Origin of the sequence: Bacillus sp. FSL W8-0629 (assembly GCF_038593225.1) — a bacterium.
Classification (GTDB): Bacteria; Bacillota; Bacilli; order Bacillales; family Bacillaceae; genus Bacillus; species Bacillus altitudinis.
Genome location: NZ_CP151975.1, coordinates 123,912 through 138,617 on the forward strand (window position 1 = coordinate 123,912; position 14,706 = coordinate 138,617).

At 42.4% G+C, this 14,706-nt stretch carries 10 protein-coding genes; all 10 read left to right on the top strand.

The features are described from left to right. The first annotated feature begins 16 nt into the window (after positions 1 to 16). The 10 genes from rplL (at position 17) to NSQ17_RS00725 (ending at position 14,611) form a co-directional block, all read left to right on the top strand. A complete protein-coding gene (gene rplL, locus NSQ17_RS00680) occupies positions 17 to 382 on the top strand; it encodes a 50S ribosomal protein L7/L12 (protein WP_008345418.1) in 366 nt (121 codons plus the stop codon). A 96-nt stretch (positions 383 to 478) separates the two neighbouring features. Then, positions 479 to 1,084: a class I SAM-dependent methyltransferase gene (locus NSQ17_RS00685; protein WP_135010469.1), complete on the top strand. Its 606-nt coding sequence runs from the start codon at positions 479 to 481 to the stop codon at positions 1,082 to 1,084. A gap of 255 nt (positions 1,085 to 1,339) precedes the next feature. After that, positions 1,340 to 4,921, top strand: coding sequence for a DNA-directed RNA polymerase subunit beta (gene rpoB, locus NSQ17_RS00690; RefSeq protein WP_024425866.1), 3,582 nt, complete (start codon positions 1,340 to 1,342; stop codon positions 4,919 to 4,921). Between the two features lie 61 nt (positions 4,922 to 4,982). Continuing rightward, complete coding sequence (rpoC, locus tag NSQ17_RS00695; protein WP_007496298.1) at positions 4,983 to 8,582, top strand: DNA-directed RNA polymerase subunit beta'; 3,600 nt, start codon at positions 4,983 to 4,985, stop codon at positions 8,580 to 8,582. Positions 8,583 to 8,728: 146 nt separating this feature from the next. Beyond that, on the top strand, positions 8,729 to 8,977 hold the full coding sequence (locus tag NSQ17_RS00700) for a 50S ribosomal protein L7ae-like protein (protein ID WP_008345416.1): 249 nt from the start codon (positions 8,729 to 8,731) through the stop codon (positions 8,975 to 8,977). A gap of 113 nt (positions 8,978 to 9,090) precedes the next feature. Next, the gene (gene rpsL / locus NSQ17_RS00705) at positions 9,091 to 9,510 is read left to right on the top strand and encodes a 30S ribosomal protein S12 (RefSeq protein ID WP_003216962.1); all 420 of its coding nucleotides are present in this window, start codon (positions 9,091 to 9,093) and stop codon (positions 9,508 to 9,510) included. 121 nt (positions 9,511 to 9,631) lie between these two features. Further along, positions 9,632 to 10,102 carry a 30S ribosomal protein S7 gene (gene rpsG, locus NSQ17_RS00710; protein ID WP_003216884.1) on the top strand — a complete coding sequence of 157 codons (471 nt, stop codon included), beginning with the start codon at positions 9,632 to 9,634 and terminating at the stop codon, positions 10,100 to 10,102. A gap of 54 nt (positions 10,103 to 10,156) precedes the next feature. Further along, the gene (fusA, locus tag NSQ17_RS00715) at positions 10,157 to 12,235 is read left to right on the top strand and encodes an elongation factor G (RefSeq protein WP_007496301.1); all 2,079 of its coding nucleotides are present in this window, start codon (positions 10,157 to 10,159) and stop codon (positions 12,233 to 12,235) included. Positions 12,236 to 12,352: 117 nt separating this feature from the next. Beyond that, a complete protein-coding gene (tuf, locus tag NSQ17_RS00720) occupies positions 12,353 to 13,543 on the top strand; it encodes an elongation factor Tu (RefSeq protein WP_007496302.1) in 1,191 nt (396 codons plus the stop codon). Positions 13,544 to 13,651: 108 nt separating this feature from the next. After that, the gene (locus NSQ17_RS00725) at positions 13,652 to 14,611 is read left to right on the top strand and encodes an alpha/beta hydrolase (protein ID WP_342467736.1); all 960 of its coding nucleotides are present in this window, start codon (positions 13,652 to 13,654) and stop codon (positions 14,609 to 14,611) included. The last annotated feature ends 95 nt before the right edge of the window (positions 14,612 to 14,706 follow it).

The following is a 14,706-nucleotide window of genomic DNA, read 5'->3' on the forward strand; positions in this document are numbered from 1 at the left end:
AATGGAGGAATTACAAATGGCTTTAAATATCGAAGAAATCATTGCTTCAGTTAAAGAAGCAACTGTACTTGAGTTAAACGACTTAGTAAAAGCAATCGAAGAAGAATTTGGCGTAACTGCTGCTGCTCCTGTAGCTGTAGCTGCTGGTGGCGGTGCTGCTGCTGAAGAAAAAACTGATTTTGATCTAGTACTTGCTGGTGCTGGAGACCAAAAAATCAAAGTTATCAAAGTGGTTCGTGAAATCACTGGTCTTGGCTTGAAAGAAGCTAAAGAACTTGTTGACAACACTCCAAAACCACTTAAAGAAGGTATTGCTAAAGAAGAAGCTGAAGAACTTAAAGCTAAGCTTGAAGAAGTTGGCGCTTCTGTAGAAGTTAAGTAATCTTCGCCTAATCTTTTGGGAAAGCTCGCTTTTACTGGCGGGCTTTTTCTTTTCTTATCTCCTGAAACGATTGAATCCAGAGGAGGTCCATTCACCATGAGTGACCACTATTATACGGAAAAGCCATCAGTGAAAAGCAATAAACAGACGTGGGACTTCACCTTGAGAAACCGTAGCTTTACTTTTACAAGTGACAGTGGAGTGTTTTCTAAGAAAGAAGTCGACTATGGTTCGAGGCTTTTAATTGAAGCTTTTGAAGAACCTGACTTGGATGGCGACGTCTTAGATGTCGGTTGCGGTTATGGACCGATCGGCTTATCGTTAGCAAACGAAATGACAGGCCGCACCATTCATATGATTGATGTGAACGAAAGAGCAGTCGAACTTTCAAAGGAAAACGCTAAGCATAATCGCATTGATAATGTCCGCATCTATCAAAGTGATTTGTTCTCGAATGTTCATTCATCAGCTGCTTTTGCCTCTATACTGACCAATCCCCCAATACGGGCAGGGAAGAAAGTAGTACATGCGATCTTTGAAAAAAGTGTTGATCATTTATTGCCGGAAGGTGAGTTGTGGGTGGTTATTCAGAAAAAACAAGGTGGACCATCTGCGATTGAGAAATTAGAGCAGCTTTTTGGAGAAGTGACGGTCGTTATGAAAAAAAAGGGCTACTATATTATCAAAGCTAAAAAAGTTTGACGCAGTTTCCTAGCTGTGTTAACATTATAAAATGCCAATGTGTATATTTTGCTTGATAGGCTTAAAAAACAACTATTTTGTATAAATTATGCATACTTGGGAAAACTAATAAAATCGGTATTTGTTTTTGGATGTGGTTTTCTTATTTTAGAAACCCTTTTTTCTTTTGTCTTGTAAAAGTATTTCTTTACTGACATTTGAAAGACAGAAATACTTTTTACACATATAATACGCATGATTTGAGGGGTGAATCAGTTGACAGGTCAACTAGTTCAGTATGGACGACACCGCCAGCGCAGAAGCTACGCACGCATAAGCGAAGTGTTAGAATTACCAAATCTCATTGAAATTCAAACCTCTTCTTATCAGTGGTTTCTTGATGAGGGTCTTAGAGAGATGTTTCAAGATATATCCCCAATTGAGGATTTTACTGGTAACCTTTCTCTTGAATTCATTGATTACAGCCTAGGGGATCCTAAGTATCCTGTAGCAGAATCAAAAGAACGTGATGTAACTTACTCTGCTCCACTAAGAGTAAAAGTTCGTTTAATTAACAAAGAAACTGGAGAAGTAAAAGACCAAGATGTGTTTATGGGTGATTTCCCAATCATGACAGACACAGGTACTTTTATCATTAATGGTGCGGAACGTGTAATCGTTTCTCAGTTAGTACGTTCTCCAAGTGTATATTTCAGTGGTAAAGTAGACAAAAACGGTAAAAAAGGTTTTACTGCGACTGTCATTCCAAACCGTGGCGCATGGTTAGAATACGAAACTGATGCGAAGGATGTAGTCTATGTACGCATCGATCGCACACGTAAGTTGCCGGTTACGGTTCTTTTGCGTGCTCTCGGCTTCAGCTCTGATCAAGAGATTCTTGACCTCATTGGCGAGAATGAATACTTACGCAACACGTTGGAAAAGGACAATACAGAGAATGCCGATAAAGCACTTCTCGAAATCTACGAGCGTCTTCGTCCCGGAGAGCCGCCAACTGTTGAAAATGCGAAAAGCTTGCTAGACTCTCGCTTCTTTGATCCGAAGAGATATGACTTAGCAAATGTTGGACGCTACAAGATTAATAAGAAGCTTCATATTAAAAATAGACTATTCAATCAAAAATTGGCTGAAACGCTAGTTGATCCTGAAACAGGTGAAATCCTAGCAGAAAAAGGTCAAATTTTAGATAGAAGAGTGCTTGATAAAGTTCTTCCATACTTAGAAAACGGCATCGGATTTAGAAAGCTTTATCCAAATGGTGGCGTAGTAGAGGATGAAGTAGAACTTCAATCTATCAAGATTTATGCACCAACTGATCAAGAAGGCGAGCAAGTGATTAACGTGATTGGTAATGCATATGTAGAGGAAGCTGTGAAGAACATCACGCCTTCTGACATCATTGCTTCAATCAGTTACTTCTTTAACCTGCTTCATGGAGTAGGTGACACAGATGATATCGATCACCTTGGTAACCGTCGTCTGCGTTCTGTAGGTGAACTTCTGCAAAACCAATTCCGTATTGGTTTAAGCAGAATGGAGCGTGTGGTTCGTGAAAGAATGTCGATTCAAGACACGAACACGATCACACCTCAGCAGCTGATCAACATCCGTCCTGTGATCGCTTCTATCAAAGAGTTCTTTGGTAGCTCTCAGCTTTCTCAGTTCATGGATCAAACAAACCCGCTTGCTGAATTGACACACAAACGTCGTCTATCAGCGCTTGGACCGGGTGGTTTGACACGTGAGCGTGCGGGAATGGAAGTTCGTGACGTTCACTATTCTCACTATGGTCGTATGTGTCCGATTGAAACACCAGAGGGTCCAAACATTGGTTTGATCAACTCTCTATCTTCATTTGCGAAAGTGAACCGCTTCGGATTTATCGAAACACCTTACCGTCGGGTTGATCCTGAAACAGGTAAAGTGACGCCGAGAATTGATTACTTAACCGCTGATGAAGAGGATAACTACGTTGTAGCACAAGCGAACGCTCAGCTAGCTGATGATGGTTCGTTTATCGATGATAACATTATCGCTCGTTTCAGAGGGGAAAACACCGTTGTTCCTCGAAACCGCGTTGACTACATGGACGTTTCGCCGAAGCAGGTTGTTTCTGCAGCGACAGCATGTATCCCATTCTTAGAAAACGATGACTCTAACCGTGCTCTAATGGGAGCGAACATGCAACGTCAGGCTGTGCCTTTGATGCAGCCGGAATCACCGATTGTTGGTACAGGTATGGAGTATGTATCAGGTAAAGACTCTGGTGCTGCTGTGATCTGTCGTTACCCAGGTGTTGTAGAACGTGTTGAAGCGAAGAATATTTGGGTTCGCCGTTATGAAGACGTTGACGGACAACAAGTCAAAGGAAACCTAGACAAATACAGCTTGCTGAAATTTGTCCGCTCTAACCAAGGGACTTGCTACAACCAGCGCCCAATTGTAAGTGTTGGAGATGAAGTCGTCAAAGGAGAAATCCTTGCAGACGGTCCTTCTATGGAAAAAGGTGAATTGGCTCTAGGACGTAACGTCATGGTCGGCTTCATGACTTGGGACGGTTACAACTATGAGGATGCGATCATTATGAGTGAGCGCCTTGTAAAAGATGACGTCTACACTTCTATTCATATTGAAGAATATGAATCAGAAGCTCGTGATACAAAGCTTGGACCAGAAGAAATTACGCGTGATATTCCAAACGTTGGGGAAGATGCTTTACGCAACCTTGACGAGCGTGGAATCATCCGTATTGGTGCAGAAGTAAAAGACGGAGATCTTCTTGTCGGGAAAGTAACGCCTAAAGGTGTAACAGAACTAACAGCTGAAGAACGTCTATTACATGCAATCTTCGGTGAAAAGGCTCGTGAAGTACGTGATACGTCTCTACGTGTACCACACGGCGGCGGCGGAATCATCCACGATGTCAAAGTCTTTAACCGTGAAGATGGAGATGAATTACCACCAGGTGTTAACCAGTTAGTCCGTGTATACATCGTTCAGAAGCGTAAAATTTCTGAAGGTGACAAAATGGCCGGACGACATGGTAACAAAGGTGTTATCTCTAAGATTCTTCCAGAAGAAGATATGCCGTATCTTCCAGATGGAACACCGATTGATATCATGTTAAACCCTCTAGGGGTACCATCTCGTATGAATATCGGTCAGGTACTTGAGCTTCATATGGGTATGGCTGCACGTTACCTAGGCATCCACATTGCGTCACCAGTATTTGATGGTGCTCGTGAGGAAGATGTTTGGGAAACGCTTGAAGAAGCAGGTATGTCCCGTGATGCGAAAACAGTCCTTTATGACGGTCGAACTGGTGAACCATTCGATAACCGTGTATCAGTCGGAATCATGTACATGATCAAACTGGCTCACATGGTTGACGATAAACTTCACGCTCGTTCAACTGGACCATACTCACTTGTTACGCAGCAGCCACTGGGCGGTAAAGCACAGTTTGGTGGACAGCGTTTCGGAGAGATGGAAGTATGGGCACTTGAAGCTTACGGTGCAGCATATACACTTCAAGAAATCTTAACTGTAAAATCGGATGACGTTGTGGGTCGTGTGAAAACATACGAAGCGATCGTCAAAGGGGATAACGTACCTGAACCAGGTGTCCCTGAATCATTCAAAGTATTAATTAAAGAACTTCAAAGTTTAGGTATGGATGTGAAAATCCTATCTGGCGATGAAGAAGAGATAGAAATGAGAGATTTAGAAGACGATGAGGAAACGAAGAAAGCAGACGGATTAGCGTTATCTAATGACGAAGATGCTGCAGACCTCGCACCTGTCGATCTTGAACGTGACGCAGTCACAAAAGAATAGCAGAAACGATTAGAGCAAGTGACTAGGGTATAACCCGAAGATTAAAAGGGAGGTAGGCCCCTTGCTAGATGTGAACAATTTTGAGTATATGAACATCGGTCTCGCATCACCTGATAAAATCCGTTCTTGGTCTTTTGGTGAAGTGAAAAAGCCTGAAACGATTAACTATCGTACACTGAAACCGGAAAAAGATGGTCTCTTTTGTGAACGTATCTTCGGACCGCAAAAAGACTGGGAATGTCATTGTGGAAAGTATAAACGCGTTCGTTATAAGGGTGTTGTATGTGACCGTTGTGGTGTAGAAGTAACACGGGCAAAAGTCCGTCGTGAGAGAATGGGGCATATCGAACTGGCTGCCCCAGTTTCCCACATTTGGTATTTCAAAGGTATCCCAAGCCGTATGGGTCTTGTTCTAGATATGTCACCACGTGCGTTAGAAGAAGTGATTTACTTCGCTTCTTACGTCGTGACTGATCCGGGCAACACACCGCTTGAGAAGAAACAACTTCTTTCTGAGAAAGAATTCCGTGCTTATTTAGATAAATACGGTAACACCTTCCAAGCAGCTATGGGTGCAGAAGCAATTAACAAACTTCTTCAAGATATCGATCTTGTGAAAGAAGTAGATACACTCAAAGAAGAGCTAAAAACAGCTCAAGGACAGCGTCGTACACGTGCGATCAAACGCCTTGAAGTGTTGGAAGCTTTCCGTAACTCAGGAAACAAACCGTCTTGGATGATCCTTGATGTACTTCCGGTTATTCCACCAGAATTACGTCCGATGGTTCAGCTTGATGGCGGACGTTTTGCTACTTCTGACTTGAACGACCTTTATCGTCGTGTCATCAACCGTAACAATCGTCTGAAACGTTTATTAGATCTTGGCGCGCCAAGCATCATCGTTCAGAACGAGAAGCGTATGCTTCAAGAAGCTGTCGATGCCTTGATTGATAATGGACGTAGAGGCCGACCAGTAACAGGACCAGGAAATAGACCATTGAAATCTCTTTCTCACATGCTGAAAGGGAAACAAGGGCGTTTCCGTCAAAACTTGCTTGGTAAACGTGTTGACTATTCTGGACGTTCCGTTATTGTCGTTGGACCACATTTGAAAATGTATCAGTGTGGACTTCCGAAAGAAATGGCTCTTGAACTATTCAAACCATTCGTGATGAAGGAGCTTGTTGAAAAAGGATTAGCTCACAACATTAAGAGCGCGAAACGTAAGATTGAGCGCGTGCAGCCGGAAGTTTGGGATGTTTTAGAATCAGTGATTCGTGAGCATCCAGTCTTACTAAACCGTGCACCAACTCTTCACAGACTTGGTATTCAAGCGTTTGAACCTACACTTGTGGAAGGACGCGCAATTCGTCTGCATCCACTTGTATGTACTGCCTACAACGCTGACTTTGATGGTGACCAAATGGCGGTTCACGTACCATTATCTGCTGAAGCTCAAGCTGAAGCTCGTATCTTAATGCTTGCTGCTCAAAACATTTTGAACCCGAAAGATGGAAAACCTGTTGTTACGCCATCTCAGGATATGGTGCTAGGTAACTACTACCTTACACTTGAGCGTAAAGGTGCTATCGGAGAAGGTATGGTCTTCAAAGATACGAACGAAGCCCTTCTAGCTTATCAAAATGGGTATGTGCATCTTCATACACGTGTAGCTGTTGCAGCTAACTCGTTGAAGAATGTGACATTCACTGATGAACAGCGTTCTAAATTGTTGATTACAACAGTTGGAAAACTAATCTTTAACGAAATCTTACCGGAATCATTCCCTTACATGAATGAGCCGACAAAGAGCAATATTGAAGAAAAAACGCCTGACCGCTTCTTCCTTGAAAAAGGTGAAGATGTCAAAGCTGCGATCGAGAAACAAGAAATCAATGCGCCGTTCAAAAAAGGTATTTTAGGTAAAATCATTGCGGAAATCTTTAAGAGATTCCATATCACTGAAACATCTAAAATGCTTGACCGCATGAAAAATCTTGGTTTCAAATACTCTACTAAAGCGGGTATTACGGTTGGGGTGTCTGATATCGTCGTATTAGATGATAAACAGAAGATCCTCGAAGAAGCGCAAGCAAAAGTAGATAACGTCATGAAGCAATTCAGACGTGGTTTGATTACTGAAGAAGAGCGTTACGAGAGAGTCATTTCGATCTGGAGTTCTTCTAAAGATGTCATCCAAGGTAAACTGATGAAGTCCCTTGATGAAGTCAACCCTATCTACATGATGAGTGACTCTGGAGCGCGTGGTAACGCATCTAACTTCACTCAGCTGGCTGGTATGCGTGGTCTGATGGCCAACCCGGCTGGACGTATCATTGAACTTCCGATTAAATCTAGTTTCCGTGAAGGTTTAACCGTATTGGAATACTTTATTTCCACTCACGGAGCGCGTAAAGGTCTTGCCGATACAGCTCTTAAAACAGCTGACTCTGGTTACCTCACGCGTCGTCTCGTTGACGTTGCGCAGGATGTTATCATCCGTGAAACAGATTGCGGTACAGACCGTGGAATCTTGGCGAAGTCCATTAAAGAAGGAAATGAAATTATTGAGAAACTTGAAGAACGTCTGATCGGACGTTTTGCAAGAAAACCAATTGTTCATCCTGAAACGGGCGAAGTCATTGTTGGCGAAAACGAACTAATTGATGAAGATAAAGCACTTGAAGTAGTTGAAGCAGGAATCGAGGAAGTATGGATCCGTTCTGCATTTACATGTAACACGCCTCATGGTGTATGTAAACGATGCTACGGCCGTAACCTTGCAACTGGTACTGACGTTGAAGTCGGTGAAGCAGTTGGAATCATCGCTGCACAATCGATCGGTGAGCCAGGAACACAGCTTACAATGCGTACGTTCCACACCGGTGGGGTAGCAGGAGACGATATCACTCAAGGTTTACCTCGTATCCAAGAGTTATTTGAAGCGCGTAATCCGAAAGGGCAGGCAACCATTTCTGAAATTGATGGTGTCGTTGCTGAAATTAACGATGTTCGTGACAAGCAACAGGAAATTGTGGTTCAAGGCGAAGTTGAAACTCGCTCTTACACAGCTCCTTACAATGCACGTCTGAAAGTTGTTGAAGGTGACAAAGTCACTCGTGGTCAAGTACTGACAGAAGGTTCAATCGATCCGAAAGAACTTCTTAAAGTGACTGACATGACAGCTGTTCAAGAATATCTGCTTCATGAAGTACAAAAAGTATACCGTATGCAAGGGGTAGAAATCGGAGATAAGCACGTAGAAGTAATGGTTCGCCAAATGCTTCGTAAAGTGCGTGTCGCTGATGCAGGGGATACAGATGTATTACCAGGCACACTTCTTGATGTACACCAATTCACAGAAGCGAACAAAAAAGTACTATTCGAAGGCAAACGTCCTGCAACAGGCCGTCCAGTTCTTCTTGGTATTACAAAAGCATCGCTTGAAACAGACTCATTCTTGTCTGCAGCATCCTTCCAAGAAACGACTCGTGTCCTAACAGATGCGGCGATCAAAGGAAAACGTGATGAACTGCTTGGCTTGAAAGAGAATGTCATCATCGGTAAACTTGTTCCTGCTGGAACTGGAATGCCAAACTACCGTAAAGTTAAGCCGGTTTCTCAAGTGCAGCCGTCTGACGATATGGTTCCTGTAGAGTAATCTTTCTCTTAAGATTTCTATAAAAATCATCAAAAAATGGTGAAGGATGTCAAGATTATCTGTCAAACGATATTGACATCCTTCTGCCATGATGATAATATAACCAAGGTGCTCAAAATAAAACCTGTTACTTTGGAGGATATTCGATGTCTTATGATAAAGTATCACAGGCTCAATCCATTATTATTGGTACGAAGCAAACAGTAAAAGCTCTGAAACGAGATTCAGTGAAGGAAATCGTCGTAGCGAAAGATGCTGATCCTGCTTTAACCGCTAGTGTAATGAAACTAGCGCAAGAGAAGGGTGTAGACATTTTAGTGGTAGATTCCATGAAAAAGCTCGGCAAGGCCTGCGGAATTGAAGTTGGGGCAGCAGCTGTTGCCATTATGTTATAGCGTACTTGTTTTGTTTTTGCATGCTTAAAATGCAAAAGCATTGTTTTTTGCCTTTTGATGAACCACCTGGGTATGTGGGTTATAAAAAAAGTAATGAAGGGAGGAATAACAACATGCCTACAATTAATCAGCTAATACGCAAAGGACGCGTGAGTAAAGTTGAAAACTCAAAGTCTCCTGCACTTAACAAAGGATACAACAGTTTCAAAAAAGAGCACACTAACGTAACATCTCCACAGAAGCGCGGGGTTTGTACTCGTGTCGGTACAATGACACCGAAAAAACCAAACTCAGCACTACGTAAATATGCTCGTGTACGTTTGTCTAACCTGATTGAGGTAACAGCTTACATTCCTGGTATCGGACATAACCTACAAGAGCACAGTGTAGTACTTATCCGTGGCGGACGTGTAAAAGACTTACCGGGTGTACGTTACCACATCGTTCGTGGTGCGCTTGATACTGCCGGAGTTGACGGTCGTATGCAAGGACGTTCTAAATACGGAACAAAACGCCCTAAACAAAGCAAATAATATAAACAAACATAAGGGTTTTTAGAAGTTGAGTTCAGTTCAGTGGAGTCAGGCAGCTGACAATGAAATTGAGATGAAAGACAGATAGAAATCCTTTTAAAAGAGAAGGGAGGCTATTCAGATGCCACGTAAAGGTCCTGTAGCAAAAAGAGACGTTTTGCCAGATCCAATTTACAATTCTAAACTTGTATCTCGTTTGATCAACAAAATGATGATCGACGGTAAAAGAGGAAAGTCACAAACTATTCTCTACAAGTCATTTGATATCATCAAAGAACGTACTGGTAATGAAGCGATGGAGGTTTTCGAACAAGCCTTGAAAAACATCATGCCAGTTCTTGAAGTTAAAGCACGTCGTGTAGGTGGAGCTAACTACCAAGTTCCTGTAGAAGTTCGCCCAGATCGTCGTACGACTTTAGGTCTTCGCTGGTTAGTAAACTACGCTCGTCTTCGTGGAGAAAAAACGATGGAAGAGCGTCTTGCTAACGAAATCCTTGACGCAGCTAACAACACTGGTGCTGCTGTTAAGAAACGTGAAGATACACACAAAATGGCAGAAGCGAACAAAGCATTCGCTCACTACCGCTGGTAGGATTTATACCAAACTAAAAAAACTATTCCCTAATAAGGAAGGAGAAATTACCCAATGGCAAGAGAGTTCTCCTTAGACAAAACTCGTAATATTGGTATCATGGCTCACATCGATGCCGGTAAAACGACAACGACTGAGCGTATCTTGTACTACACTGGTCGTATCCATAAAATTGGTGAAACTCACGAAGGAGCTTCACAAATGGACTGGATGGAGCAGGAGCAAGAACGTGGTATTACAATCACTTCTGCTGCTACTACAGCACAATGGAAAGGTTACCGTGTAAACATCATTGATACACCAGGACACGTAGACTTCACTGTTGAAGTTGAACGTTCTTTGCGTGTACTTGATGGTGCGGTTGCTGTTCTTGATGCACAATCAGGTGTAGAGCCTCAAACTGAAACAGTTTGGCGCCAAGCAACAACTTACGGAGTACCTCGTATCGTATTCGTTAACAAAATGGATAAAACCGGTGCGGACTTCCTTTACTCTGTAAGCACATTAAGAGATCGTCTTCAAGCGAACGCTCATGCAATTCAATTGCCGATCGGCGCTGAAGATCAATTCGAAGGAATCATCGACCTTGTAGAAAACGTAGCATACTTCTACGAAGATGACCTTGGAACTCGCTCTGATGCACAAGAAATCCCTGCTGAGTATAAAGACAAAGCTGAAGAGCTTCGCAGCAGCTTGATTGAAGCTGTCGCTGAGCTTGATGAAGAGCTTATGGAAAAATACCTTGAGGGTGAAGAAATCACAATTCCTGAATTGAAAGCTGCAATCCGTAAAGGAACTTTGAATGTTGAATTCTACCCAGTTCTTGTTGGATCTGCTTTCAAAAACAAAGGTGTTCAGCTTGTACTTGACGCTGTGCTTGACTACCTTCCTGCACCAACTGATGTTGCTGCAATCAAAGGTACATTGCCAGATACAAATGAAGAGGTTGTACGTGAGTCTACTGATGACGCACCATTCGCAGCTCTTGCATTTAAAGTTATGACTGACCCTTATGTTGGGAAACTAACTTTCTTCCGCGTATACTCTGGAACACTTGATTCTGGTTCTTACGTGAAGAACTCTTCTAAGAACAAGCGTGAGCGTGTTGGACGTATCCTTCAAATGCACGCAAACAGCCGTGAAGAAATCTCTACTGTATATGCAGGGGATATCGCAGCAGCTGTTGGTCTTAAAGATACATCTACTGGTGATACTCTTTGTGACGAGAAAAATCTTGTTATCCTTGAGTCTATGGAATTCCCAGAGCCAGTTATCGATGTAGCTATCGAGCCTAAATCTAAGGCTGACCAAGATAAAATGGGTATCGCTTTAGCTAAACTAGCTGAAGAGGATCCAACATTCCGTACACAAACAAACACTGAAACTGGTCAAACGATCATCTCTGGTATGGGTGAGCTTCACCTTGATATCATTGTTGACCGTATGAAGCGTGAGTTCAAGGTTGAAGCTAACGTAGGAGCTCCTCAAGTTGCGTACCGTGAAACATTCCGTTCTAGTGCAAAAGTTGAAGGTAAATTCGTACGTCAGTCTGGTGGACGCGGTCAGTTCGGACACGTTTGGATCGAATTCGAACCAAACGAAGAAGGCGCAGGCTTCGAATTCACAAATGCAATCGTCGGTGGGGTTGTTCCACGTGAATACATTCCAGCAATTCAAGCAGGTCTTGAAGATTCACTAGAAAATGGTGTATTAGCTGGATTCCCATTAATCGACATCAAAGCAAAATTATTCGATGGATCTTACCACGATGTTGACTCTAACGAAATGGCGTTTAAAATTGCTGCATCTATGGCATTGAAAAATGCTGTCAGCAAATGTAACCCAGTTCTACTTGAGCCAATGATGAAAGTAGAAGTCGTTATCCCAGAAGAATACATGGGAGACATCATGGGTGATATCACATCTCGTCGTGGACGTGTAGAAGGTATGGAAGCTCGCGGTAACGCTCAAGTTGTTCGCGCTATGGTTCCACTTTCTGAAATGTTCGGATATGCAACTGCACTCCGTTCTAACACACAAGGACGCGGTACTTTCACTATGCACATGGATCACTACGAAGAAGTGCCTAAGAGCATCAGTGAAGAAATCATCAAAAAAAATAAAGGTGAATAATTGATTTTGCCTTTAAACTAAAGTATAACTACTATTGAAGATCAGAAAGTGGGAGGTAACTCTTCACTTTCTATCACTCATACCAAATACAATGAACCTTTAAGGAGGATTTTTAGAATGGCTAAAGAAAAATTCGACCGTTCCAAATCGCATGCTAACATTGGTACAATTGGACACGTTGACCATGGTAAAACAACTCTAACTGCTGCTATCTCAACAGTTCTTCATAAGAAATCTGGTAAAGGTACAGCTATGGCTTATGACCAAATCGATGGTGCTCCAGAAGAGCGCGAGCGTGGAATCACAATCTCAACTGCACACGTTGAGTATGAAACTGAAACTCGTCACTATGCACACGTAGACTGCCCAGGACACGCTGACTATGTTAAAAACATGATCACTGGTGCTGCTCAAATGGACGGCGCGATCTTAGTAGTATCTGCTGCTGATGGTCCAATGCCACAAACACGTGAGCACATCCTACTTTCTCGTAACGTAGGTGTTCCTTACATCGTAGTATTCCTTAACAAATGTGACATGGTTGACGATGAAGAGTTACTTGAACTTGTTGAAATGGAAGTTCGTGACCTTCTTTCTGACTATGACTTCCCTGGTGACGATGTACCAGTTATCAAAGGTTCTGCTCTTAAAGCTCTTGAAGGTGATGCTGATTACGAAGCAAAAATCTTCGAACTTATGGATGCGGTTGATGAGTACATCCCAACTCCAGAGCGTGACACTGAGAAGCCATTCATGATGCCAGTTGAGGACGTATTCTCAATCACTGGTCGTGGAACAGTTGCTACTGGTCGTGTTGAGCGTGGACAAGTTAAAGTCGGTGACGAAGTTGAAATCATCGGTCTTCAAGAAGAAAACGGTAAAACAACTGTTACAGGTGTTGAAATGTTCCGTAAACTTCTTGACTATGCTGAAGCTGGTGACAACATCGGTGCACTACTTCGTGGTGTATCTCGTGAAGATATCCAACGTGGTCAAGTACTTGCTAAACCAGGTACAATCACTCCACATAGCCGTTTCAAAGCTGAAGTTTATGTACTTTCTAAAGAAGAGGGTGGACGTCACACTCCATTCTTCACTAACTACCGTCCGCAGTTCTACTTCCGTACAACTGACGTAACTGGTATCGTACATCTTCCAGAAGGTACTGAAATGGTAATGCCTGGCGATAACACTGAGATGGAAGTTGAACTTATCTCTACTATCGCTATCGAAGAAGGAACTCGTTTCTCTATCCGTGAGGGTGGACGTACTGTAGGTTCTGGCGTCGTTTCTACTATCATTAAGTAATAACAGTTAAAAGAGACTCCTTGCAAAAGGGTCTCTTTTTTTGCTTTTCCAGTGCATAACGGCTACTATAAGCTATAGAATCTAAATGGAACCGAGAGGATCACTGGAATGGCGAAGACAATGTTGAAAAAGTGGCCGATTGGCGGGCTTGATCAATGGATTATGATAAAAGAAGATCAAGCAGAAAAAACAAAACCTGTTTTATTATTTTTACACGGTGGCCCAGGCTCAGCTCAAATGAGTTATATCGATTCCTTTCATAAGGAACTTGATCAAGACTTCACTGTTGTTCATTGGGACCAGCGCGGTGCAGGACTGTCTTATCAAAAAAACATTCCTGAGTCTTCTATGACCATTGGGCAATTCGTAGAGGATACGATTGAGCTTACAGAAAAACTGCTTTCTTATAATGATCAAACGAAAATATACATTGCGGGTTATTCATGGGGATCATTAATTGCGATACAAGCTGTACATAAACGACCAGATTTGTATCATGCCTATTATGGAATTAGTCAGGTGGTTGATGTATTAAAAGAGGATATTGTATCGTACGAACTTCTTCTAAAAAAATATCAAGGCAAGCATTTCTTCACTAGATGTCTAAGATTGCTGACACCACCCCCTTGGAAATGCACCTCTGCTCATGCTTTGTTCTCTCTATACAAAGAGTTCGCAAAAGTAGGGCTCACGCATAGGTGGAAGCCACTTTTTCAAATGCTGTATGCATTTCTTGTTAGTAAGCATTATCAGCTAAAAGATAAGTGGAAATTCCTTATGGGACAGAAGTATAGCCAGGATTTGCTGTGGGACGAGCTGATGAACGAAAACATTCAATACCGAGTTTCTTCTATATTAATACCCTGCTACTTTATCATCGGGGAACATGACATGATTACACCAGCTGCTGTATCAAAACCATATGTTGATCAACTTACAGCACCAATAAAAGAGTGGTTTACTTTTAAAGAATCTGCGCATTCTCCGCATATTGAAGAGCCAGAAGAATTTATTCGTATCGTCAGGAAGACAGCTACACATCATCTTCAGGGAAAGCTTGATTTATAGGCTGAACCCCTGTATAATATGAAAAGTGTGCAAATCATAAATTTATCCGATTTATTATTGCAACACGCAGGCCAATTTGGTACAATAGTGCATGT

What these genes read in the sequence shown, in the direction of transcription:
- fusA (WP_007496301.1), top strand. Translation starts at nt 10,157, where the DNA reads ATGGCAAGAGAGTTCTCCTTAGACAAAACTCGTAATATTGGTATCATG.
- NSQ17_RS00725 (WP_342467736.1), top strand. Translation starts at nt 13,652, where the DNA reads ATGGCGAAGACAATGTTGAAAAAGTGGCCGATTGGCGGGCTTGATCAA.
- tuf (WP_007496302.1), top strand. Translation starts at nt 12,353, where the DNA reads ATGGCTAAAGAAAAATTCGACCGTTCCAAATCGCATGCTAACATTGGT.
- rplL (WP_008345418.1), top strand. Translation starts at nt 17, where the DNA reads ATGGCTTTAAATATCGAAGAAATCATTGCTTCAGTTAAAGAAGCAACT.
- NSQ17_RS00700 (WP_008345416.1), top strand. Translation starts at nt 8,729, where the DNA reads ATGTCTTATGATAAAGTATCACAGGCTCAATCCATTATTATTGGTACG.
- rpsL (WP_003216962.1), top strand. Translation starts at nt 9,091, where the DNA reads ATGCCTACAATTAATCAGCTAATACGCAAAGGACGCGTGAGTAAAGTT.
- rpsG (WP_003216884.1), top strand. Translation starts at nt 9,632, where the DNA reads ATGCCACGTAAAGGTCCTGTAGCAAAAAGAGACGTTTTGCCAGATCCA.
- NSQ17_RS00685 (WP_135010469.1), top strand. Translation starts at nt 479, where the DNA reads ATGAGTGACCACTATTATACGGAAAAGCCATCAGTGAAAAGCAATAAA.